We start from the raw sequence: 24,001 nt of genomic DNA, 5'->3' as shown, positions 1-24,001 counted from the left end.
TATCTCAGAACAGGGTATCCCCACGGGGTGCGGCGACTCCTTCATTGTCGCGCACGGGTGATCGCTCCAGTCCTTCATGGCTTGCCGCGTCTGCTACTCGATTGAATCGTGCGTGATTGAGCTCAAGAAGCCTGTCCAGGATCTCATTTTGTGTAACTGGAGGGACAGTGAAGCGGACCCCATTTCGGGTTTCATGGAATCCGTGACTGAGGTCAAGGTCGCCCCATTCGTAAGCTTCAGCCACCTTCTCATCGAGAACTTTATGGCATTCACGGAGCTTGCTTATATCACTATCAGAAACCTGTGGATTATTGACTAGATTGTAAAGTTTCGTAAGACCGCATTCTCGGCTCCGCATGGCTGCGGTGCGGGTTTCACTCAGGCTCTTCCCGGGGGTCTCCAAGAGGGGGAGGTGTTGCGGCATGGGAAATGTTTCAAAGCAATCGGATGGAGTGTACTGCAGGTCAGATTTCAGTGTCGCCGAATATTTCCATGCCCATAGCACGTGAATGCTTGAGTTCAGCAGGGCCATTACATCAACACCGTCACAGGCAAAGAGAACGATCTTTTCGTTCAGTACCTGACTTGTGGGCACGATGGTCGCCATGGCCGTCCGGCTTACCCTTGCTACCACCAAGACGCGATCAAGCCCCTTGATGGCGTTAATCATTGCTGGCCGCTTTTCTGCGTATTGCCACCAATAGTCCCGATATACTTTGCGGTTGTTCTTGAGTCGTTCGGGCTTCACGTCTCTTTCGACGATGGCGAATACTTCGGGGTATCCCCGGGCCCGTTCCTCGCTCCAGTCATGGAAGTTGATCACCCAGCGGCTGGCTGAGCAGTCTGGGCGGGAGTTGAGGTCCTCGCCGTTGAGGTAGGGGAAGAGGACGTCCTTGTTGCGGGGGTCGCGCTGGATGAGGTCGTGGGCCTGTTCGGGGGCGAGGATGAAGCCCTTCCCCAGCACGTAAGACCCGATGAACGCCGGTGGCCTCGCAACTGCCTTGTCATCAGGCACGTCAGACCCCCACACCGCTACCAGACGATTGCCGATTGCCAAGAGTGCAGGTCAGGACGATTTAGGGGCGGATCCCGCCAAACTCATCGCGCCACGGTAAGGGCTCCACGGCCAGGCACATGACGTTCCTCATGACACTCGACAAGTTCACTGAGGCTCAGCGAGCGGACGGCTACTCGACCAACACCATCGGAGCCCGAGTACGTTGCATCAAGGCCATAGCCCGCTCTGCCGGCGTAACCGCAGGCCAGCTCAAGGTCGATCATGTCATCGCGTACTTCGCCGCACGCCCCTTACGCCCATGGTCACGCAGAACCTACCTAAACCATCTCCAGGCGTTTGGAAAGTGGCTGGGAGTGGACCTCATAGAGGGCATACGCAAGCCCGCAGCACCCCGGTCAACACCTCATCCGCTCCCAGAAGATGAACTCAAGCGGCTTACCGCAGTCACACGTGGAGCGCACAAGACCTGGGTCCTGCTAGGGGCCTTCTGTGGCCTCCGCGCGCACGAAACGGCCAAACTTGCCAGGGAAGACCTATCAACTCTCGATGACGGCACAGCGATACTCCGCGTGACAGGCAAGGGTGGACGCACGGACACCATCCCGGTGCCACCGGTCGTCATGAAGACACTCGACCTGACGGGAAGCGGCAGATTCTGGGAAGGAACGCGTGCCGAATCCGTCTCCCGAACTGTCGCCGGGATCGCTGCAAAGATCGGCATCCGCATGCGCTACCACCAGCTGAGACACCGATACGGAACGATGGTCTACCGCTCTTCCGGCAGAGACCTGCTCATGACGCAACGCCTGATGCGCCACGCGTCTCCAGCGACCACAGCTGGGTACGCAGCCGTCGCGGACGACCGTGTTCACGTGGTCGTGCTTGATCTTCCAGGAGCTGACCCGGGCGCATCACGGCCAAAGGGGCGGAGAACAAGCTCGCACCAATGCCTGTCGTGCCGCCATGAAGCCCGAGTCTGAAGTGGTGTCCCACCGCGGGGCTTGCGGTAGCTCGGCGAGTCCACGAAACCAGCTGGGCCCTCGAGGCGGCTTTGAGTCGTTGCCGAACCGGCACGGCCCTGTGCGGCTCACCGGGACCCCACCAATGTCAGTGGGTCCCCCTATCGTTGTTCGCGGGTGCTGGTTCGCGCCCAGGGAGGGATACGCGCATGCCGTCGTCACCACAGAACGCCCCCGTTCCGGAGCCGGGCGTTCCCCACCCCGTGGACGAGGTCCCGCAGACCTTTCGGTCCGGGACGTCGTACGACGTCAGGGAGGAGCTCGGCGATCTGATCTCACGGGATCTGCTGGGGCCGTGGGCGGACGAGACCGAGGCGCTGGCGCCGCACAGTGCGGGGCCCCGTGACCGCTACCTCGTTGGGCTACTTGGGCCCCGGCCCGCACCGACCGACGCGCCCGTGAACGTCGCGGCGGGCCAGGCGGAGACCGAGGTCAGCGCTGAGGGGGACGGGCGGGACCCTGAGCTCGCAGAGCGACTCACCCCACAGGCCGCCGGACGGCTGTGGGCGTCGTCCATGGGGCTGAGCTTCCTGGTGCCGGCCGATGTGGGCATTCTCAGCGTTGTCGCGTCCTGGGGCCGGTACCGGCAGAGCGACAATAAGACCGACGACGGCCGGGCTGTGCGGGCGTGGTCGCGCGAGCCCGTCCGGTACGCGGTGGACATTCACGTCGACTCGCCGGGCACCGTCCGCAAGGTTCTGGAGGGCGTCGACGACACCGACCCGGACCTCCCCTGCATCCGGCTCGACGTGCACGTGCGGGAGCGCCCCGGCACGGTCGACGGCGCGAACAACCTGCGCTTCGTCGACGTGTCGCTGATCAACGCGCTGGAGGAGTCCCGTGAACTGCGGGACGGGCAGTGGCTGTTCCAGACGAAGTTGGAAGTCACCTCCTTCGACGGGCAGTCCAGCGTCTTCCTGCCGATCGACGACCCGTTGTCCGACGACGAGCCCGGCCACATCCTGGAGAACCCCGAGGAACAGCATCTGCGGCTGCTGTACCGGCAGGAGTTGAAGCACGCGCATGGACGGAACGTCGCCGTGCACGCGAGTGTCCTGCCGAAGGGGCGGCGCGCGGTCAGGTTGGAGACGACCTGGCTGCCGGTGAAGGACGTACCGGCCACGGTCGCTCCGAACACGGCTCGGCAGCCGCTGCTCGCCGGTCTTGAGGTGAGCATGGACAAGCTCGCCGAACTGGCTGTCTGGGAGCGGCGCGACGAGCTACTGAAGGCCCTGCAGCCGCTGGCCGACGGCTACGACGGCTGGTTGCAACAGCAGGCCGCCAAGGCGGAGTCGCTGTCGGGCGAACTGCGGACCACCGCGCTACGGGCGGTCGACGAGGCCCGCGACGCGTGCGGCCGGATCGCCCTCGGTATCGAGCTGCTGCACACCGACCGTGACGCGCTGCGGGCGTTCCGGTTCGCCAACCGGGCCATGGCCATGCAGCGCCGGGCCACGGCGACTGCCGCTCTGCGGGCCGAGGGCGGTGAGAAGCCGCCCACGTACGCGGCGGCCTACGCCGAGGTCGATGCACGCGGTCCCTTGGCCGCGAGCTGGTACCCCTTCCAGCTGGCGTTCGTGCTGCTCAACCTGTGCTCCCTCAGCGACCCCGCACACAAGGAGCGCAGGGCGGACAGCACCGCCACGGTTGACCTCCTGTTCTTCCCGACTGGTGGCGGTAAGACAGAGGCGTATCTCGGTCTCACGGCCTACACGTTCGCCATCCGGCGGCTGCAGAAGGTTGTCGGGGAGGGCGAGGACGCCCGCGAGGGGCGGGACGGCGTCGCCGTACTGATGCGGTACACGCTGCGGCTGCTGACGGCCCAGCAGTTCCAGCGAGCCTCCGCCCTGGTGTGCGCGACGGAGGTGCTGCGCAGGGAGGACGAGGCGGTCTGGGGCAGCAGGCCGTTCCGTATCGGGCTGTGGGTCGGTGCCGGTGTCTCGCCGAACTGGTACGGGGACGCGGCGCAGCAGATCGCCGAGGCCAACGAGTCCGCCTCCGGGCGTCATGCGAACGTCCTACAGGTGCTGTCCTGCCCGTGGTGCGGCGAGGAACTGCGCGCGTGGCGTGACGTGGCACCGGACGACGTACGGCGGAGCGTCGTCGTGTACTGCCCGCGTGGGGAGGACGCGGAGCCCTGTCCGTTCTCCCGGATGCAGGCGCGGGGTGAGGGGCTGCCGATCCTCACAGTCGACGAGGAGATCTACCGGCTGGTGCCGAGCCTGCTGATCGCGACCGTGGACAAGCTCGCCCAGTTGCCGTGGCGCGGCTATGCGGGAATGTTGTTCGGGCGCGTGAGTGCCTACTGCGATCGGCATGGCTACCGCCACGACGACCTCGACGAGGAGATCGGCTGCGGGTCCCGACACAACGCCAAGGACCGGCACAAGGCCGTGACCAGCCGGCCGATGCCACGGCGGCTGCGGCCTCCGGACCTCATCATCCAAGACGAGCTACACCTGATCTCCGGGGCGCTGGGCACCACAGTGGGGCTGTTCGAGTCGGCCGTCGACCAGCTGTGCACCTGGCGGGCGAAGGACTCCCACGGGCAGCTCCGGGACACCGGGCCGAAGATCGTCGCGTCGACGGCCACCACCCGCAACGCCCGTGCGCAGGTGCTTGGCGTGTTCGCCCGGGACCTGGCGATCTTCCCGCCACAGGTGGTCGACGTCAGCGACACCTTCTTCTCCCAGCAGGTCGACGTCACCCGGGACAACCCTGGGCGGCGCTACTACGGCGTCTGCGCGCACGGGGTGCGCATGAAGGCCGCCGAGATCCGTGTCGCGGAGATCCTGTTGCTCGCCGGGCAGCACATGTTCGACCTCTACGGTGCTCCCGCCGATCCGTACATGACGGTGGTCGGGTACTTCAACGCGACCAAGGAACTCGCCGGTATGCGGCGCGTCCTGGACGACGACGTGCCTAGCCGACTCCGGGCCAACGGACGCCGCCGGGGAATCGCCAACCGGCTGCTGCGCGACACCGACATGCTCAACCTCCAGGAGCTGACCTCCCGTATCTCGTCGGCGGAGATCAGCGCCACCCTCAAGCGGCTGGAGATCGGGTTCAACCCGGAGCACGACACATCGGAGCGCAAGAAGGCGATCGTCGACGAGCTCCGGGACGCCGGAAGGGCCCGTCAGCCCCGGGTCCTGCCCGCCCCACTGCACCGCAGGCCGGTCGACCACGTACTGGCCACGTCGATGCTCCAGGTGGGCGTGGACGTCTCCCGCTTCGGCCTGATGGTCGTCACCGGGCAGCCGAAGAACACCGCCGAATACATTCAGGCATCCTCCCGTGTCGGACGTCAGGCCAAGCGGCCCGGCATCGTGATCACGCTCTACAACTGGGCGCGGCCCCGGGACCTTGCCCATTTCGAGGACTTCGAGCACTACCACGCGACGTTCTACCGGCAAGTCGAGGCGCTGTCGGTGACTCCGTTCACGCGGCGGGCGCTCGACCGGGGCACCACCGCCACATATGTCTCCGCCGTGCGGCAGGCGTGCGACGAGTTCTCCGACAACGTGGACGCGGAGGGGGTGGACCTCGACGACCCTCGGGTGCAGGACGTCGAGCGACGGCTGCTGGCGCGCGCGGAGGCCGTGGACGGGGACCGGGCGCGCGGCTACCTTGCCGAGCGCATCGACGCCCTGCGTGACGCCTGGACGGCCAAGAAGGGTGAACAGGGCAGGCTCGGCTACCGGGGCCAGACCCGGCAGAAGCAGACGGTGCTGGGCCTGCTGCGCAACGCGGACGGCAGCGGATGGGACGTGCTCACCGTCCCGCAGTCGATGCGCGAGACGGAGAACGAGATCAACATGCTGTTGTCCGCCGACACCGTGCTGTCGGCCCCGGCTGGCAACGCCTGGGAGTTCGGACCACCCGCCGAGAACGGCGACGGCCTGGATACGACGAGCGGCGACGAACTCGGCGAGGTGCGGGACCCGGACGGGAACGGCGACGACAACGGCACGGCCAGGGGGCAGCGGTCATGAGCGGCGGCGGATACTTCAGGCGGGTGGGGGCGGTACGGCCGAGCCACCTCATGTTCACCGGCGGCGTCGGCGCCCTCGTCGACCTGCCCAACTTCTCCGTCATGGTCAAGGGCCTCGACCACTGGAGTTACGCCGGTGTGCCCGATCCGGTAATCGAGGAGCCCCGCCTCCGTGGGGCCGTCAACCGGGCCCTGCGGCGCTACGGCCCGAACCAGGTGGGCGAACTGCGCGCCGCCCCATGGATCCCCGGTACCGACACCGACCCGAAGGGGAACGCGGCACGGATCGGCGTGCCCGTGACCCCTTTCCCGCAGTGGCTGCGCTGCACAGCGTGCAATGAGCTGGCCTCCCTGGGCTCGGGCAAGTGGGGGTTCGAGAACAACAACGCTCGCCGCCCTGACGAGGCGCGGTTCTACCACGAGAACTGCTACCGGAAGAAGAAGGGCCGCAAGCCCCTCGCCGTGGCCGCCCGCTTCGCGCTCGCCTGCACCAAGGGTCACCTCGACGAGTTCCCGTACACGGAGTTCGTGCACGAGGGCCGCTCCTGCCCCGACACGACGTACCCGACGCTGCGGATGCGCGACAACGGGGGCAACCTTGCGGCCAACGTCTCCCTCGAATGCCTGGTGTGCAAGAAGGCGAAGCGCAACATCCGGGACGCGATGGGCGACAAGGGCCGCGAGAACCTGCCCCGTTGCCGTGGCCGACACCCGCAGTTCGACGGCGTCTACGACACCTGCGACGAGACGCCGTATCTGCTGGTCGTGGGCGCGTCCAACCAGTGGTTCCCCGTGACGCTCAGCGCACTGGCACTGCCCGACACCGGGACCGACTCGCTGCGTAAGCTCGTCGAGGAACGCTGGCCGGACCTGGAGGACTTCGAGGACGAGGCGGAGATCGCCATGTTCGCCAAGAAGTCGAAGCACCACCGCTACCTGCGCGACTACGAACCCGGACAGGTCTGGCAGGCCATATCCGCCTACCGCGCGGCCCTGTCGGGCGATGCGGGCGAGACCGAGCAGCCTCCAGGCCCTCCGGACCTACTGACCCCCGAATGGCAGGTGCTGTCCGCGGCAAAGACCGCCGACCCGACTGAGGACTTCGCGCTGGTGGACGCTTCGCTCAGCGGGCCCTTGTCCACTGTCTTCTCCCAGGTGCGGCAGGCGGAACGACTGCGCGAGGTGCGGGCCCTCATCGGCTTCACCCGGCTCGACGCCCCCGATCCGGAGGACCCCGGCCTGGTCACCCGCGTGGACCTGGGGCGGCGCGAGCGCGGCTGGGTGCCGGCCAGCGAGGTGCGCGGCGAGGGGCTGTTCCTGCGGGTGGACGATCACCTGATCGAGCAGTGGGAGCAGCGAGTCGCGTCGAGCGACGCCCTCGCCGCACACGCCGCGGCTTTCGGCCGGTTCCGTGAGCACCGCAGGTCGGAACGGATCCAGGACGGTTCCGACCTGATGCAAGGCTGGCCGGGCAGTCGCTACATCGCCCTTCACACGCTCTCCCATCTACTCATCCGCACCATCGCGATGGAGTGCGGCTACAACTCGGCGAGTCTGGCCGAGCGGATCTATAGCGGCGACGCCGAGGAACGGCGGACCGGCATCCTCATCTACACGGCCGTCCCGGACTCGGAGGGCACGCTTGGCGGGCTGGTCTCCCTCGCCGATCAGGATCCGAGCACTGGGGAGAACCGGCTGGCCAGGATCGTACGGACGGCGCTGTACAAGGCAGGGCGGTGCTCCTCGGACCCGCTGTGCGGCGAGCGTCTTCCCAAGGCGCCGGAGGACTTCCTGCACGGTGCCGCCTGCCACTCCTGTCTGTTCGTGTCCGAGACGACGTGCGAGCGCGGCAACCGGTTCCTGGACCGGCGGTTCATCACCCACCTGGCAGGCGACCCGAAAACGCTGGCCCTCATCCCGGACTTCGGGTGAGCGGATCGACCCGGTGAGCCGCAGACGATTCGAGGCGGCGGCAGCGACGGCCGCCGCCTCGCTCGGGCCCACACGGACCAAGGCGCTGGCCACGCTCCTCTCCCAGGGCCGCTCGCCCGCGTACATCCTCGGTAGGCTCCAGACGCCGGCCGCGCTGGAAGCCGTATCGGCGTTGCTGGCGTCGATGACGGAGGACGGCGTTCCCTCGGCGGAGGCGGCGGCGTATCTGCGGGGTTACGCGGCGGCCTGGACCCGGCGGCGCGAGGACACCGAGGCCCGTGCGGTGTGGAGCGGCCCTTCCACGCCTGGGACACCCGGCCGCGCCACCGCCCAGGTGCTGACGGAGGTGGTCGGCGCCGCGGAACACCGGCTCGTCGCCGTGACCTACTCGGCCCGCTCGTACGCACCGCTGACCGCAGCGCTGTCCGAGGCCGTGGCCCGAGGCGTCACGGTGGATATCGTCGTGGAGACGCTGAAAGGCGCGGGCGGGCTGCTCTCCGGGAGCGAACCGGCCGACGCTTTCTCCCGTATACCGGGCTTGCGGCTCTGGCACTGGCCGACGGGCCAACGCCCCACTCCCGGCAGCCGGTTGCACGCGAAACTGGCGGTGGCCGACGACCGGATCCTCTTCCTCTCCAGCGCCAACCTCACGGCGGCCGGCGCCGAGCGCAACATCGAGGCGGGCGTCCTGCTGAATGGCGGTCCCATGCCGGGGCGAATGGCGGACCACATACGGGAGTTGCAGCGTCGGGGGGTTCTCGCGCGGTGGCCAGGAGCTTCATGAGGTACCGCCACCGTCGAATGATCGCCATTCACATGACCGATTGACAGCCACTGTGCCCGGACAGCCGGAAACTGACCAACAATTGAGCCTCCAAGTTTCGCGAAATGCAGGAGGTCGCTGATGGTCGCCGTCGCTCTAGTACACAGCACCGCGCTGATGACGGAGCGGCTCCCTGAGAAACCTCCGGCATGGCTGACCCGGGGTGAGCGGACCTTCGCGTACCCGTACAAGGACTGGAGGAAGCCGCGTGTGTGGTGTCTCGCCTTCTTCACGGACCGTCACGCCCGCTATGAGCAGCGCAGGGTCATCGGGGTGGGCGGCGTCTTCCCGGGCAGGCGGTCGGGTACATACGAACGTGCTCTGCTCGCCCGTGACTTCACCGCACTCCAGGTTCCGCTGCCGCTCGTCGACCTTGAGGGCGCTATGGGGGCCAGCCGCCGGTTCCTCAAGGACGACGGTCGTTTGTCTCCCGCGGCCGGCGACAACCTGCTCGCCGCCATCCGGCATCTGCGGCCGGAACTGAACGAGACGCTGGATGGCCTGGAGAACAGCCTGGGGGCCAATCCTCCGACAGGTCGGGAGGGAGAACAGCGGAGCTTTGAGAAGGACGCGGTGGGCACCGTCATGGAGACATTCGGCGCGGACCGCGATCAGCTCGAAGCGTGGCAGCAGCCGCTCGGCGGCGACGATCCCCGCTCCCGGTCCGTCCCCTTCATCGAAGGGATGCCCGCCCTCCGGCAGATCGAGGACCAGCAGATCGTCCACGACTACCTGCGCTTCCCTGGCATGGAGGGCGAGGACGCCGTGCAGGTCGGCTGGCGGATCTACCGTCGTAACTCTGAATCCCGCCATCGGTTGTTCGTGTACAACGCCAACCGCACGAACGCCGAGACCGTCATGGGCGTCGACATGATCTACGTAAACGAGCACGCCCGAAGCGTGGCCATGCTCCAGTACAAGCGGATGCGTCAGAGCGGGCCCGGCTGGGTGTACTGGCACGATGCCACCGGCGAGCGGGAGCTGAAGCGGATGGAGACCGTCGACGACCAGTGCAAGGCCGAGAACGAGTGGACTCGGACCAGCCAGGAGAGGCCGACGACGCTGGGGGATCCACGTCTGGTCCCCACGCCCAGCATGGTCAAACTGTGCCGAACCACTCCCTTCATGATGAACTCCGCCGCCCTCATCCCCGGCATGTACCTGACGCGGGAGCACTTTCAGGAACTGCTCCAACGCCCCGAGGCCGACGGGCCGTCCGGCGGGACACGCATCGTCGAGGAGTCGGTTCCCCGGTACCTCAACAACACCACCTTCACCACGCTGCTTAGGGACGGATGGATCGGCACGCGCGGCACAGGCTGGGACTACGTCATCGACCTGATACGCGAGAGCCTGTCCGCCAGCGGGCCGGGCTCCGTCGTCGTGGGGATGCACCGGAGCGAGGTTCCGCCCGGCAACCGCCGAGTCGACTGACCCGCGCCGCAGGCGGAGGCGATCGAGGCGATCCGGCTGCCCTGGCATGTACGGACCGGTCTCGCGAATCGGAGCCGGTCAGTAAGGTGATCGTAGTCTTCTGGAGGGGCGCGGATGGCGACGCTGGGGATGCACCGGGACTTCCTGCTGGAGTTCGCGGCGTTGGAGAAACCAGTGCAGAAGCGGGTCTTCGAGGTGTTCGAGAAGTTCGCGGCAGCCACGCACACTGGGCTGCACCTGGAGAAGCTGACTCACCAGAAAGATCCGCGGCTGCGGACCATCCGCATCACCGGCTTCTGGCGCGGCGTCGTCCTCAAGGGCGAGTCGGGCGACAGCTACCTGCTGCTCAAGGTGCTCCCCCATGACAAGGCCAACGACTGGGCCGCCAAGCACCGCGCGTCGGTGAACGAGGCGACGCAAGGCATCGAGATACGCAACGACGTGGCCCTGGAACGGGCCACGGCGGGGCTGCGTGCGCTGGCCGCCGAGGAACCGACCCGCCTGTTCCCCGCCTCCGACTACCCGGACAAGGTGCTGCGCAGCCTCGGTGTGGACGAGGAGATCCTTCCGATCATCCGGCTGATCCCGGACGAGGATCATCTGGAGGCACTGCACAAGGTGCTGCCGGAGCATCAGTACGACGTACTGCTGGGGCTCGCGACCGGCATGAAGCCCGAGGCGATCGACCGGGAACTGGTGCAGGCGTACGCCCGGACCGCCGCGCGGACCCCCGCGGCCGACGACGGTGACGAGCTGGGCACCGCGATGGCCCGCTCCCGCGGCCGGGTCGCGCTCGTGTCGGGCCCCGTCGAACTGCAGGGAATCCTGGAGCGGCCGTTCGACGCCTGGCGGGTCTTCCTGCACCCGAGCCAGTACCGGGTGGCATACCACGAGGGCTACGCCGGGCCGGCCCGCGTCACAGGCGGGCCCGGCACGGGGAAGACGGTGGTCGCCCTGCACCGGGCGTACCACCTGGCGCGGCAACTGCCCGAGGGCGCCCCCGACGGGTGCGTCCTGCTCACCACTTTCACCAGGGATCTCGCGGCCGAACTGGAGCGCTGCCTGACGCTGCTGGTCGAGGAAGAGGAGGTCCGGGCGAGGATCCGGGTGGTCAACGTCGACGCCCTGGCCAACGAGATCGTACGGGCGGAGCGCGGCGGCGCCCCGCTGAAACTGGTCGTCGACCAGAAGGAGATCACCGCCCGCTGGACGCGCATCGCGCGGCGGCTGGGGATCGACTTCACGGACGTCTTCCTCGACCAGGAGTGGCGTCAGATCGTCCTCGCGCAGGCCCTGACCGAACCGGAGGAGTACTTGAAGGCGCCGCGCACCGGCCGCGGCACCGCGCTCCCACCGCTGAAACGCCTTCAGGTATGGCGGGCCGTCTCCGCTTTCCAGGAACAGTTGCGCCAGGCCGGCGAGTGGACGTTCCTTCAGGTGTGTGCTGAGGCGGCACGTGTCCTGGACGGCCGGGAGCAGCGGCCGTACCACCATGTCGTGATCGACGAGGCACAAGACCTGCACCCTGCGCAGTGGCGGTTCCTGCGAGCCCTGGTCGCTCCCGGTCAGGACGATCTGTTCCTCGCCGGGGACACCTACCAGCGGATCTACGGGAACCGGGTGTCGCTGCGCTCGCTCGGCGTCCAGGTCGTCGGCCGCTCGCACCGACTGCGGATCAACTACCGCACCACACAGGAGATCCTGGCCTGGTCGGCCTCGCTGCTGACCGGTGAGGAGCCGGACGACATGGACGGCGGGAACGAGACGCTGGCTGGATACCGCTCCACCATGCACGGAGAGAGGCCGGAGACAGCCGGGTATGCCACCAAACCAGAGGAGATCGAGGCACTGGTGGCCCAGGTGCGGGACTGGACCGGCGCAGGGGTGCGGGCGGAGGACATCGGGGTGGCGGTGCGCTTCGTCCAACTGGGGCGGGACATCGCCCAGGCCCTGGAGCAGGCTGGCCTTGCCGCGTGCGTGCTCGGCGTCGGGCACGGCGGCCCCGGTGTCCGGATCGGCACCATGCACCGGATGAAGGGGCTGGAGTTCCGCTGCGTCGCCGTGGCCGGAGTGAACGACGGCACCGTACCGATGAAGTCGGCCGTCACCGCGGTCGACGTCGACGCCCAGCAGCACCAGGAGGACTTGAACGGCGAGCTGAACCTGCTCTTCGTGGCCTGCACGCGGGCGCGCGAGGCGCTGCGGGTGTCCTGGCACGGAGCGCCGAGTCCATTCCTGGCGCCGGTCGTCAACCCGCGCCCGTGATGTCCATGGGCTCCGCACGCCGTTGCTACAGGCCCCATGCGTGACGTGGCGTGGGGCCGCAGGATGCCGTCGCCCCACGCTCCACCGGAGGGGTCAGGGAGTGCCGGGGTCCTTGTCCACCATACGGCGGGCCTCCGCGAGAGCCACCGTATGCGCGAACCACTCCAACACCGCGCAGATCTCCTCGCTGTGCGCGGCGAAGACCTCCACCGCGAAGGACGGGCGCAGGTCCAGTTTTGCCTCGGCCAGGTCGACGCCCTCGATCTTGTTCAGGCGGTTCATCAGCTCGCGCCGCAGAGGCTCGTCGTCGAACGGTGGGCGCCGTTTCAGATACTGGAAGACGACCTCGACGGTGCCGGAGACCGGGTAGAGGGCCAGGGGCCACAGCTCTCGGGAGGCGGGGGCGTTGCCGAAACGCACTGTGGGGAAGCAACTGGTCTCGCTCGCTCGGCCGTAGGCGAGATGACCGCCCTGCTGCTCCCAGAAGCGCAGGGCTTCCAGGACGCCGTCGACGGTCTCCTCGGTCTGGTTGTCGCGTAGCTGCGTTTCGAACCGGCTGGCCGCCGACTGCTGGTCATCGCCGTCGGCCCGCGGTGACGGCTCGGTCTCATCGGCGACATCCTTGCCCAGCAGGGCCGCCAGGTCGGAGGTGGTCAGCCGGTGGGATCGGCGGGCCCGGCCCGCGTCATCGAAGGAAACTCCCTCGGCCTCCAGACGGGTTCGCACATCACCGAGGTCCTGGCCGTCCGGCCACCTGAAGCCCGCCGAGACGCGGCCGTCCGCCGTCAGCACCCGGTAGGCGCCGTGCAGGCCCACCTTGGACGCCAGATGCTGGCCGACGGGAACGGCGTGGGTGCCGATGAGCGCGGCGACATCGCCGTACGTCGTCCACGTCCCGGCTGGCATGGCGAGAAGCGCGGCCCGCAGCTCCTTCCATCCGGACCACTCGTCGTCCACCGGGACCGTGCCCGCGACGGGTCCGGGCCACAGCCGTACCACCCGGTCGGCGAGGGCGGCGCCGCGGTCGAGGATCTCCGCCTTCCCCCAACGTTCCCGCCCTGCGATCTCCTGGTTCATCCGCAGGGAGCTGAAGTCCAGGATCTCCTGCTTGCGGCGGAACGGATGGTTCGAGAGCTTCGCGTTGTCAGCCGAAAGAGTCAGATTGCCAAGCGTGTGGACGAGTAGGGCGTGGAGTTCCTCGGCGCCCTGTCCGTCCTCGGTCTCCTCGGCCAGCAGGTCCAGCCACTGGTGCGCGGGGCTCTGCGGCAGCACGTGCTCAACGGTCAGGCGTGCCTTAGCGTAGTCGACCGGTTCGCTCGCTCCGTAGCTCTCCTCCAGCCTCCGCAGCACCTGGAACCGCTGGTTGCTGCGGCCCGCCTTGTAGAACGGCCGGGTGCGGATCGCCTCGCGGACGGCGTCGTCGTCGGGCCAGACACGGGCACCCGTCTTGCTCTTCGACAGGAAGCGGCTTACGGCCTCGGCCGGGTCGTCGTCCTTCTCCATCTCCATGAACACTCGGTTGCTGCCCGTGGTGGAGTGTCCGGTGAACAGGCGCCGCACCATGTAACTCTCGGCGTACGCCAGTGCCCGGGCGGCCTGGTGGGGTGTGGCCTGCCCGTCGTCCACGCGGTCGAGCAGATGAAGTGCCAGCGGGTAGTGGGTCTGACCGCCCCACCGGGAGAGCCTCTCCAGCACTTCGCGCAGCTCCGAGTCGGCCTCCCTCTCGGGTTCCAGGATCCGCATCAGACGTTCCGCCCGGCGGGCGAGGGAGGCGATCTCGGCCTCCAGGGCCGCTTCGTCGGAGCTCAGAGGCTCCAGGCGTTTCTTCTGGTCCCGGTAGATCTCGCTCTGCTTCGCCCGGCTGTTGCCGGCCACCACCAGGTCGAGCCAGACGAGGAGTTCGAGGTTGGCGGGGCCCAGCCGTTCCTGCATGGGCAGCCAGAGACTCTGGTAGACGGACTCACCTCGGGTCGGCAGGCACATGAAGAGGTAGTTGCGCAGCAGGTCGCTCTGGCTGAGTCCGACCCCAGTGTTGTTGATCGACTCGAAGATCCGGTAGACGTTGTCACCCTCCGACGCGGTGATCTCCACGATCGACAGCAGACCGCTCAGCACGGTCTCCACCGCGTCCGTCCACGTCTCACCAGCATTTTCCTCGCCCTCTGCGAGGGCGCCCAGGAAGAACCGGTAGGCGGCGCCCACGTTGCCGGGGCCGCCAGCCCTTGGCGAACTCTCAACACAGGCGGTGAAGGCGTCGCGGTCCGCCTGCGTGGGCAGAAGCCGGTAGTGGTCGTCGCCGCTTCGGTACTTGTTGACGAGCACAAGGTCGTGGATGCGCTCGGCCTTCTGCTCCGCGCCGCGTTCCCGGTGGCGGTCGCGCAAAGCCGTGAAGGCGAGCATGAGAGTGGTGAGCCGCTGCTGGCCGTCGACAACGAGCCAGCGCTGCATGCCGCCGGCGGTGATCCGGCCCGGGGCCAGCACCACGGAGCCGAGGAAGTGCGCCGCGGGGGGCCGCCCTTCCAACTGCTCCTCGACCAACTCTTGAACATCGTCCCAGAGTTGCCGCAGTTCATCCCGCTGCCAGCTATAGGTGCGCTGATAGAGCGGCACTTGGTACTGCTTCTCGCCCTGGACGAGCTCGTTGAACGTGGTCTCCTGAGCGTGCACGCGCGTCTTTCCCCCCGCCGAGTCCCGGACGACCTATATTCCACCATCGGGGTGGGGGTGTCCTCGTCCTCGACTGGATCAGTAGCGGTGACGCGTCTTTCGGGAGCCGGGCCTCCCGGCTGCACGAGGGCGCACAAGGGCGCGCTGCCACACATTTTCGGTTCCAGCATCGTGACGGTGCTCCAGAAGGACACCGGCGGTGAGTTGCCGACGCCCCACTTTCGGTAGCCCGAGGCGAAGGTACGGGCCATCGCGTGGTCACTGATGGCGCAGAGGCCGGTACTCAGTCCGAGGGTCCGGAAGTCGCCGATCGCCTTTGAGTCGTCGGAGAGATGGGCCCCGCTGCCGGTAGGGCGGCACTCGAAACTGCCGGCGTGTATCTGCTCTCACTCGCGGACCATCCCGATCAGGACGGCCTCCGTCTTACGGCCGTCCTTGAGCCGTCTCTGCTCAGCGGGCGCCTTGGGCAAGGATGCGGCTGATCGTGTCTTCGGCCTTCTCGGTGTTCTGCGAACCGGAGCCTGCCCTCGGGTGCGATGAAACCAAGCAACACACCTCTCACAACGGCGCACGCAATGCCGGGCAACCGAGGTCATTGTCTCGCCCCTCGCTGCCGGGAAACCACGCGCCGACGCAGAAGGCTCATTTCAAGTCCATGTGGAAACAGGGGAATTCGCGTGGTTACGGGCCGAGGAGCATCTGGTCAAGCCCGTGTTTCTGGTGACACCCCATGTTCCAGATAGGCGGTCAGGCCGTCTGCGCGCGCCTGGATGCCAGCGGTGATTCGTCGTACGAGGCGGGGGATCGTGAGCTCTGGCAGTCGCTCGGCGTGATGGAAGTCGTAGGTGCGGAGCTCGTCGGCTTGCAGCGCGATCTGCTGGCGCTGGTCCGCGCTGAGACGGCCGCCATCGAAAAGGTAGAGGACCTTGTCTCCCTCTCCCGGATTCGGTGCCCAGTCCACGACGAGCAGGCGGCCGATGTCCGGCTTGATGCCCAGTTCCTCCTGGACTTCGCGCACACACGCTTGTCGGGGAGACTCCCCGTGCTCGACGTATCCGCCAGGGATGTCGCGGTAGTCCTTGTACGAGGGTTCGACGAGCAGGACCCGGTCGGCGTCGTCGAAGAAGAGCGCGCCGGCTGCCATGCGCGGGTGGGCCATCTTCGCTTCGTGCTCGTTCTCGCTCACGGGACGGACTCTAACCGCCGACGACGCCGAGCCTGCGTGCCAGGTCTGCCACTGGCTGGGACGGCCGGCCGCGAGTACCGCGGATCCAGCCGATGACCAGTTCCCGGCTCAGGTAGTGGTGGCGCACCTGCTCGGGGGCAGCCTGCTCGGCGTCCAGCAGGGTGGCCAGGGCTTCGTCGGTCCGGTTCCAGGCGCTGAGTGCTCGGGCGACTTCCAGGCTGTGCCTCACACGTCGTTCCACAGGCAGGTCGCTGGTGTCGATGCGTTGCCCGAGGTCCGCGGCTATCTGGATGTCTCCGAGCTCTCCGGCGGTGGCTACGCAGTGGATGGCCACGTTGGTCGGGCCGAAGGCCGTCCACAGGTGATTGGCGTCGGCGCCCAGTCGCTGCGCGGCTGCGTCGGCTTCCCGGAGGAAGGTCTGAGTCGTCGCCCGGTCCTCCGCTCTGGCAGACGCCATGGCGCCAGCGAGGAAGAGCGTGCCGTAGACCGAGAGGTACTCGTCGTTCGCGGTGCCCAGGCCGGGCTCCATGACGGCCGCCGCATCGTTCACCAGCTGAATCGCCGCAGTGAAGCGGCCGGTGGCCAGCAGGCAGTGTGTGACCGCCCGGAAGAGCGAGCCTGTCACCGCGCTCTGGCCGCTGTGCTGCGCGGCCGCCAGGCCGCGGTCGGCGGCGATCCATGCCAGCTCCGGCTCCCCGACCTTGCCCAGCACCATGGCCGCGCCTTGGTAGGTCAGGGCGAGCAGGGCATGAGCATCCTCCCTCTCACGCCCCGAGTACGCGCGGGATGCGGCGAGGGCATCGGCCAGTACGAGAGGAAGGCGTCGCGTGGCGAAGCCGTAGCGGGACGCCTGATAGGCGTCGAGGATCTCCTTAACGTTGGCCCGAAGGTCCTTCGGGGCGGGCGGTTCGTCATCGGGCGGAGGTCCCAGCAGCGGCGTGAGCTGCTTGTAATCCATGAGGGCTTCGCGCAGGGCGGGGACCGTGCGGCGGCCGCTGTCGTTGGACCACTCCATGAGGGTCGGTTCGGCGAGCAGGTCTCCGAGGGAGACATCGAGGGCCTCGGCGAGTGAGGTGATCACCGAGAGCCGGTCGAGCTCGATCCGATTGTTCTCCGCTTTGCTCAGCCAGTCCGTGGTCCGCCCGACAAGGCCGGCCAGGACTTCTTGGGAGAGGCCGCGTCGGCGCCGGTACCAGGCGACGCGCTCGCCGATGGTCAGGTTCTCTGTCATCCCTCGCATGTCCTGAGCATCACCTCGTGGCCGGAATAGACCCCGGAAGGATTTTCCGGGGTGTTGCGGGGTGCCGTACCTACTGTCGCAGCAGATCGAAAAAGCCGCGGGGCAAGTGGTCAACTCCCTTGGCCTCGACTGGCTTTGGCGATCGGTCCTGCTTCTCGGATAGGAGCAGGGCACGGCTCGCTGATACGGACCGGAGGTGTGGAGGGTGCGCAGCACGAAGACGGCGGAGTCGTGGATCGAGCAGGGTCTCGGCCCGTTCGGCCCGGCGGTCCTCAAGCCGTACTCCAGAACGCGGTTCGCCACAGACGGCAGTTCCTTGCTGAAGATCTACGTGGGCATCGATCCCGAGGGTCGGCGCCTGCGTGAGGTCGAGACGGTCGAGCGCGCTGCCCTGTGGGGTATCTCGGTCCCGGCCGTCCTAGCCACGGGAAACGATGAGACCGAGTCTTGGACGGCATTCCGGACGGTGGATGGGTCGCCGTGCTCGGTAAGCACGCACTCAGCGATTGAGGAGTACATCGGTCACGTCGTGGCTGTGAGCGGCAGGCTGCACCGGCCTATCGCTGGCGCCACTCCCGGCTCCGGCTGGGAAGCACGGCAAGCAAGTGTCGCTTCCGCGCACCAGTTCCTGCTCGATCAGTTCTCTCCTCGCTGCCGGTCGCTGCCCTGGTGGGCGGTGCTGAGTGAGGCCCTCCAACCGATCGATTCCCATCCGGTGGTTCGCCTGCATGGTGATCTCAAGCCCGAGCACCTCCTCGTCGACGGCGAGTGCCTGCACGTCGTCGACTGGGAGGCGAGCGCCTGCGGACCGGCCGTCCTCGACTACACCGATGTGGTCTTCCACCTCGTACGCGACCTGCTGTACGGGGGCGTGCCGCCCGGACGCATCCCGGTCGATCTCCTGACCCGGTTGCCGTTCAGTGGCCCGGTCCTGGCCTGGCGCCTGCTCCTCTGGCTCGATCGCCGTCGGACGCAAGACATCGACCTCATCACCGCCCACGACGTCTATCGACTCGCTGCCGAGGAACAGGCTGCCTCCGCGTACCGGTCGCTTGCTCAGTCGGTCGCGCTCCTACGCGCTGCCGACGTCCCTCGCTGAATCCTCCGCTCCACCGCTCGTCCAGGCGTGCTGACGCCTGCGCTCATCCCCTTCTACCCACCCCTGAACGGGAGTTCGTGATGCCTCGTACGAGCACGACCATCGACAACAGCCACATCGTCATAGACACCGGCATGGCCCAGCCGGACGCGACAACCATCGTGGAACGCAAGGGCCTCGGCCATCCGGACACCCTGGCCGACCATCTCGCCGAGCGGTTGTCCCGCGCCTACAGCCGGTACACCGTTCAGCACTTCGGCGCCGTACTGCACCACAACTTCGACAAGCTCGCCCTCCTCGGTGGAGCCAGCGAGGTGCGGTACGGCGCCGGTCAGATGACGTCGCCGGTGCGGGTCCTGGTCAATGGAAGGGCCGCGCCGTTGTGCGGCGGCGAGCGGATCCCAGTCGAGGAGATAGTGGAGGCAGAGGTCCGGGCGTTCTTCGACGAGCGACTGCCCGAGGTCTCGGCCCACCTCGACATCGTCTTCAACATCACCAGCAATTCGAGCCCGGGTGCTGTCCTCACCGGCGACGGGGTGCCCGACCGCACCCGTTGGTTCAACCCGCGCTCCGTCGGGGATCTCCGCGAGCGGCGGGTACGGCTCTCCAACGACACGTCTCTCGGCACCGGCTGGGCGCCGGAGAACCCCTTCGAGTCGTTCGTCCGGGAACTGGTGGACCACTTCTCCGGGAAGAGCGAGTTCACGCTCGCCCACGCCTGGTGCGGCTCGGACGTCAAACTCATGGGCTACTGGGACGGAGCCCAGGCCGACATCGTGTTGTGCGTCCCCCAGAAGTCGCGTCACGTCGCCAGCCGGGCGGAGTACGTCCGCAACGCGGAGATGGTCCTCGCCGAGTGCCACCGCCTCGCCGCCCTCCGGCTGCCCGGAGCGGAGGCCCGCTTCCGACTGAACGCCCGCGACGTCCCGGAGAAGGACGAGCTGTACCTGACGTACACCGGCAGCTCGATCGAGTCGGGTGACGAAGGCGTCGTGGGGCGAGGCAACAGGGTCAACGGGCTGATCACACCGCTGCGGCCGATGAATCTTGAAGGCGCCAACGGCAAGAACCCGGTCTACCACGTCGGCAAGCTGTACAACGTCGCCGCGCAGCGCCTCGCCAACCGGCTCCACGAGGCGACCGAGGGGCACGCCGAGGTTCACCTGGTGAGCACGACCGGGCAGCGGCTCGATCAGCCCTGGCGCATCCTCGTCCGCCTGTCCTCTCCCGACGCGGAGGTGGACAAGGTGCAGGCCCTGGTCGCCGAGGCGCTCGGCGAGTTCCCGGCCCTGACGGACGAGCTGGTTTCCGACGGGATCGTGCTGAGCTGATGGTGACGCGGATGCTCGGAGAGGTTCCCGCAGGGTGCCGACAGCGGCTACTCGCGCACTACGGGCCGGAAGCCCAGGCGTGGCTGGACGCAGCACCGACCCTGCTGGAACAGGCCGCCGAACGCTGGCAGTTGTCCCTCGGCGACTACCACGACGCCGGACACGCCTCGGTGATCGCGACAGCGACCGCCCTCGACGGGCGTCCGCTACTCCTCAAAGCATGGACCGACCCCACCCGGTATCGCCACGAAGTGAGTGCACTGCGGCTGTGGGCCGGCGGACCGACGGCGGACGTCATCGAGTTCGCTGACGACCTGACGGTGGCCGCCCTGGAGCTGGTGGGAGGGCGCCCTGGTGGCGCCCAGCGGCCAGAGCGCGAGGTTCAGATGGTGGCGGCTGCCCTTCAGGGGCTGCACATACTCGGCCAGCGCCGAAGGCGACCGAACAGCTTCCCGCTGCTCACCGACTACCTCGGCACGGAGATGCTGCCGCGGATCCGGCGACGGATGGAGACGCTCGAGCTCGACGCATGGCGTCTGCTCGTCGACACCGCGCTCCCTGCGCTCGCCGGACTGAGGGAAGACGCAGGCAGGACGACTGTCCTGCACGCGGACTTGTATCGGGAGAACGTGCCGTTCGACTGGCTGGGGCACCCTCGCCTGCTCGATCCGCTGCCCATGCTGGGCGACGCGGCATTCGACTGGGCCTTCTGGTCCGTCTACTACGACCTTGGGCACGGGACCGACGGGCGGCTGGCTGCTGCCGCCCGGATCTCGCGGATCCCCGTTCCCGTACTCGCGCTGTGGTGCAGAGCGCTGGCCCTCGACGGACTCCTCTACTACCTGGAGGCCGGGGACCCGAGAGCACCGCAGATGGCGGAAGTGCTCGTCGGCCTTTCCGCGTCGACCCCGAGGAGGGGCTCGTGACCACCTACGTCCTCCGCCACGGCCAGACGAACTACAGCAAGCGGTACCTCGTCAACGGCGACCCGTCCCAACCCATCCACCTGACCGAGGAGGGTCGGCAATCGCTGAGCCTGGGCTGGTCCACCCTCCCCCTCCACACCGTGAGGACGTGGCTGACCAGCGAGTTCCCGCGTGCCCAGCAGACGGCTTCTCTGCTGATGGGAGTGCCGGCGGCGAAGCTGGTCATCGATCCTCGCCTGAATGAACTCGACTACGGAGAGTTCGAGGGCCGCCCGTTCCTGGAGTACGCGGTCTGGCTTGACGGCCAGGGTCCGAACGAGCGGCCTGCGGGTGGCACCGAGTCCCAGCGCGCCGGCATCCGGAGGATGCTCACCGGATTGCTCGCCACCCTGGAGCGACCCGGACCCCGCGTTCTCGTAGGCCACGGCCTTTTGGCCTCCGTGCTCCTCTGGCATCAGAACCGATCTCCGAAGGAGGCCATGCCGCTCTTCTTCCCCGAGGCGCCGTACGTCGAGCCGATCGCCATACCCGACGACGAGCTGCCGGACTGGATCACGGCGCTGATGAGTGATCTCGACAGGGACGTTCCCGGAGGTCGCGCCGACCGCGGTGGCGCGGACATATTCCGGGTCGGTGAGGGCTCGGCGGTTGCTACCGTCGATTCCGTATCCCACCAGCCGGATCAAAAGGATCTTCCTCATGCATGATGCCCGCGCCCTAATCGAAATGGGTGCCGAAGCAGTTCGTCGGCTCGCTCGTCGCGGTTACTCTCTGGACCTGTCCGAGCTGGAGTCCCTCCAGTCTCGGCGTAACCAGAACATCCGCTCGGCCGACGAGCTGCGGGCTGAGTCCAAGCGGGTGGCGAGTGAGGTCCAGCAGACGGCCAAGCAGGGCGGCGACATCTCCAAGCTGAAGGAGCGCGCCCGCGAGCTCAAGGACCAGATCCGGGACATCGAGGCCGGGCAGGTGCAGGTCGAGGAACAGCTCCGCGACCTCCTCCTGAGCATCCCGAACCTGCCGGACGACGCGGCCCCGGACGGCGACTCCGAAGACTTCGCGGTCGAGATCCGGCGGGTCGGCACTCCGCCGGCCTTCCCGTTCGAGCCGAAGGACCACGTCGATCTCGGTGAGGCCATCGGCATCCTCGACTTCGCTCGGGCGACGAAGCTGTCCGGACCGCGCTTTGCGGTCTCGCGCGGCGCCGGAGCGGCGCTGGAGCGTGCCCTGGCCACGCTCTTCCTCGACCTGCACACCCGTCGGCACGGATACGTCGAGCACGCGGTCCCGTACCTGGTCACCCGCAAGACGATGACCGGCACGGGGCAGCTGCCGAAGTTCGAGGAGGACCTGTTCAAGACCGGCGTCGCCGACCGCGAGCTGTTCCTGATCCCGACGGCCGAGGTGCCGCTGACCAACCTCTACGCGGACGAGATCATCCCTCCGGCCGAGCTGCCGCTGGCGCTCACCGCGCACACGCCGTGCTTCCGGTCCGAAGCGGGCTCGTACGGTCGCGACACCAGGGGGCTGATCCGTCAGCATCAGTTCGCCAAGGTCGAGATCGTCCAGATGGTTGACCCGGCGGACGCGGACGCAACGCTGGAGACGATGGTCGGCCACGCCGAGGCATGCCTGAAGGAACTCGGCCTCGCCTACCGCGTCGTCAAGCTGGCCGCCGGTGACACGGGCTTCTCCGCCCAGCTCACCTACGACATCGAGGTCTGGATCCCGAGCCAGAACACGTACCGCGAGATCTCCTCGGTCTCCAACTTCGGCACCTTCCAGGCCCGCCGGGCCAACATCCGGACCCGCGGCGAGGGCGGCAAGCCCAAGCTCGTCGCCACGCTCAACGGCTCCGGCCTTCCCGTCGGCCGCACCCTGGCCGCTCTTCTTGAGCAGTGCCAGCAGCAGGACGGTTCCATCCTCCTGCCCGAATCGCTCGTCCCGTACCTTGGCTTCCGCCGGATCTCGGCGGACGGAACACCGGAGGCATAACGTGCTCGTCGGCGTCTGCGACTTCCCTGGTAGCTACGCCTTCCCACCCGCCGGCTACGGCGGGATCGAACGATGGCTGTGGGCGGTCGCCGTAGGCGCCCGAGCCGCAGGCGCCGACGTACACCTTCTTGGGCCGGGCTGGCTCACGGACCTGGAGAACGACTGGGTTCGTCGGCCGGTCCGCCTGGAGGACCTCACCACGGGATCCCTCGCCGAGCGCGATCTCCGCAGCACCGGATACGACCTCCTGGTCGTCGGGCACGAGTACCCGTCGTTGCCAGCCTGGACGCGTACCTGGAACGAGCTGGACTGCGACGTCGCCACGTTCCAGCACTCGCCCGTCTTCCAGCACGCCGACACAGCCTTCGACGGCAAACAGTCACGGCTCTACTGCTATTCGCCCGAGATGATCGAGCGGTACGCAGACCATCAGCCGATTCCTGAACTCGCTGTACACCTTGGCCTGGACGAGGAGGAGCCGCCTGCCGCCGCGGGGCACGACCTCGTGTGGCTCGGCCGCATAGACGAGGAAAAGGCGCCCCACATCGCCGTCCGAGCCGCCCAGATCCTCGGCCGCCGGATACAGATCGTCGGCCCCGTCTTCGACGAGGCATACGTGCGAAGCCAAGAACGCCTCTTCAGCGCAGGTCACGTGAAGTGGGTCGGTGAACTCGGCGGCCCCGCCAAGACCGCCGCTATCCGCGACGCCTCCGTCTTCGTCTACACCTACGCCCGTACGTACGTGGAGGCCGGCGCCGCCGTCTTCGGTGAGTCCCTCCGCGCCGGCACCCCCTTGGCCGCGCTCACCTGGCGTGGGGGAACCTGCGCCGAGGCGGCCCTGTGCGATCAGACGGGCGTGATCACGGTGGCCGACCCCGACGAGGACGACGAGACAGCAGCGGAGCTTCTCGCCCTTGCGATCGAGCAGGCCGAGGGCCTCAAGCACACGGAGGTCCAAGAGGTCGGGATGCATCGCTTCGATCCGGCCCGCCACTTCACCGCGATGTCGACTCGGTCATGCTGACGAGCGGTACCAGAGAGCTCGTACTCGGGCCGTCGGCCCGTTCGGAGGTCC

The 24,001-nt window shown here is 67.7% G+C and carries 16 protein-coding genes; 12 read left to right on the top strand and 4 right to left on the bottom strand.

Going from position 1 to position 24,001, the window contains the following annotated elements; translation table 11 throughout:
• Positions 1-4 precede the first annotated feature (4 nt).
• Complete coding sequence (locus QQM39_RS20010; protein ID WP_301998488.1) at positions 5-1,015, bottom strand: type IIL restriction-modification enzyme MmeI; 1,011 nt, start codon at positions 1,013-1,015, stop codon at positions 5-7.
• 119 nt (positions 1,016-1,134) lie between these two features.
• Here QQM39_RS20010 and QQM39_RS46220 point away from each other — a divergent pair, with 119 nt between their 5' ends.
• From QQM39_RS46220 to QQM39_RS19985, 6 genes are all read left to right on the top strand, one after another.
• Positions 1,135-1,998, top strand: a complete 864-nt coding sequence (locus QQM39_RS46220) for a tyrosine-type recombinase/integrase (protein WP_367668931.1) — start codon at positions 1,135-1,137, stop codon at positions 1,996-1,998.
• Between the two features lie 188 nt (positions 1,999-2,186).
• Positions 2,187-6,032 carry a DISARM system helicase DrmA gene (gene drmA / locus QQM39_RS20005; RefSeq protein ID WP_301998486.1) on the top strand — a complete coding sequence of 1,282 codons (3,846 nt, stop codon included), beginning with the start codon at positions 2,187-2,189 and terminating at the stop codon, positions 6,030-6,032.
• Positions 6,029-7,963: a DUF1998 domain-containing protein gene (drmB, locus tag QQM39_RS20000; RefSeq protein WP_301998484.1), complete on the top strand. Its 1,935-nt coding sequence runs from the start codon at positions 6,029-6,031 to the stop codon at positions 7,961-7,963. Before drmA ends, drmB begins: the two co-directional genes overlap by 4 nt.
• Positions 7,964-7,976: 13 nt before the next feature.
• Positions 7,977-8,747 carry a DISARM system phospholipase D-like protein DrmC gene (drmC, locus tag QQM39_RS19995; RefSeq protein ID WP_301998482.1) on the top strand — a complete coding sequence of 257 codons (771 nt, stop codon included), beginning with the start codon at positions 7,977-7,979 and terminating at the stop codon, positions 8,745-8,747.
• 120 nt (positions 8,748-8,867) lie between these two features.
• Positions 8,868-10,220 carry a hypothetical protein gene (locus QQM39_RS19990; RefSeq protein WP_301998480.1) on the top strand — a complete coding sequence of 451 codons (1,353 nt, stop codon included), beginning with the start codon at positions 8,868-8,870 and terminating at the stop codon, positions 10,218-10,220.
• A gap of 114 nt (positions 10,221-10,334) precedes the next feature.
• Positions 10,335-12,485, top strand: coding sequence for a UvrD-helicase domain-containing protein (locus QQM39_RS19985; RefSeq protein WP_301998477.1), 2,151 nt, complete (start codon positions 10,335-10,337; stop codon positions 12,483-12,485).
• Positions 12,486-12,578: 93 nt separating this feature from the next.
• On the opposite strand, the gene QQM39_RS19980 is transcribed toward QQM39_RS19985, so the two are convergent.
• The 3 genes from QQM39_RS19980 to QQM39_RS19970 form a co-directional block, all read right to left on the bottom strand.
• Positions 12,579-15,152 carry a DUF262 domain-containing protein gene (locus tag QQM39_RS19980; protein ID WP_301998475.1) on the bottom strand — a complete coding sequence of 858 codons (2,574 nt, stop codon included), beginning with the start codon at positions 15,150-15,152 and terminating at the stop codon, positions 12,579-12,581.
• A gap of 703 nt (positions 15,153-15,855) precedes the next feature.
• Positions 15,856-16,338, bottom strand: a complete 483-nt coding sequence (locus tag QQM39_RS19975) for an NUDIX hydrolase (RefSeq protein WP_301998474.1) — start codon at positions 16,336-16,338, stop codon at positions 15,856-15,858.
• 10 nt (positions 16,339-16,348) lie between these two features.
• Positions 16,349-17,569, bottom strand: a complete 1,221-nt coding sequence (locus tag QQM39_RS19970; RefSeq protein WP_301998471.1) for a helix-turn-helix domain-containing protein — start codon at positions 17,567-17,569, stop codon at positions 16,349-16,351.
• 214 nt (positions 17,570-17,783) lie between these two features.
• On the opposite strand from QQM39_RS19970, the gene QQM39_RS19965 reads away from it, so the two are divergent.
• From QQM39_RS19965 to QQM39_RS19940, 6 genes are all read left to right on the top strand, one after another.
• Positions 17,784-18,677, top strand: a complete 894-nt coding sequence (locus tag QQM39_RS19965) for an aminoglycoside phosphotransferase family protein (RefSeq protein ID WP_301998469.1) — start codon at positions 17,784-17,786, stop codon at positions 18,675-18,677.
• An 80-nt stretch (positions 18,678-18,757) separates the two neighbouring features.
• On the top strand, positions 18,758-20,008 hold the full coding sequence (locus QQM39_RS19960) for a methionine adenosyltransferase (RefSeq protein WP_301998466.1): 1,251 nt from the start codon (positions 18,758-18,760) through the stop codon (positions 20,006-20,008).
• 11 nt (positions 20,009-20,019) lie between these two features.
• A complete protein-coding gene (locus QQM39_RS19955) occupies positions 20,020-20,934 on the top strand; it encodes an aminoglycoside phosphotransferase family protein (RefSeq protein WP_301998463.1) in 915 nt (304 codons plus the stop codon).
• On the top strand, positions 20,931-21,641 hold the full coding sequence (locus QQM39_RS19950) for a histidine phosphatase family protein (protein ID WP_301998460.1): 711 nt from the start codon (positions 20,931-20,933) through the stop codon (positions 21,639-21,641). Before QQM39_RS19955 ends, QQM39_RS19950 begins: the two co-directional genes overlap by 4 nt.
• On the top strand, positions 21,634-22,926 hold the full coding sequence (serS, locus tag QQM39_RS19945; RefSeq protein ID WP_301998458.1) for a serine--tRNA ligase: 1,293 nt from the start codon (positions 21,634-21,636) through the stop codon (positions 22,924-22,926). The genes QQM39_RS19950 and serS overlap by 8 nt, the downstream gene beginning before the upstream one ends.
• A gap of 1 nt (position 22,927) precedes the next feature.
• The gene (locus tag QQM39_RS19940; RefSeq protein ID WP_301998457.1) at positions 22,928-23,950 is read left to right on the top strand and encodes a glycosyltransferase; all 1,023 of its coding nucleotides are present in this window, start codon (positions 22,928-22,930) and stop codon (positions 23,948-23,950) included.
• Positions 23,951-24,001 lie beyond the last annotated feature (51 nt).

It is taken from the genome of Streptomyces sp. DT2A-34, assembly GCF_030499515.1.
In the GTDB taxonomy this organism is placed as follows: Bacteria; Actinomycetota; Actinomycetes; order Streptomycetales; family Streptomycetaceae; genus Streptomyces.
The sequence above is the reverse complement of the archived record's forward strand: the minus strand, read 5'-3'. Positions and strand labels throughout refer to the sequence as shown.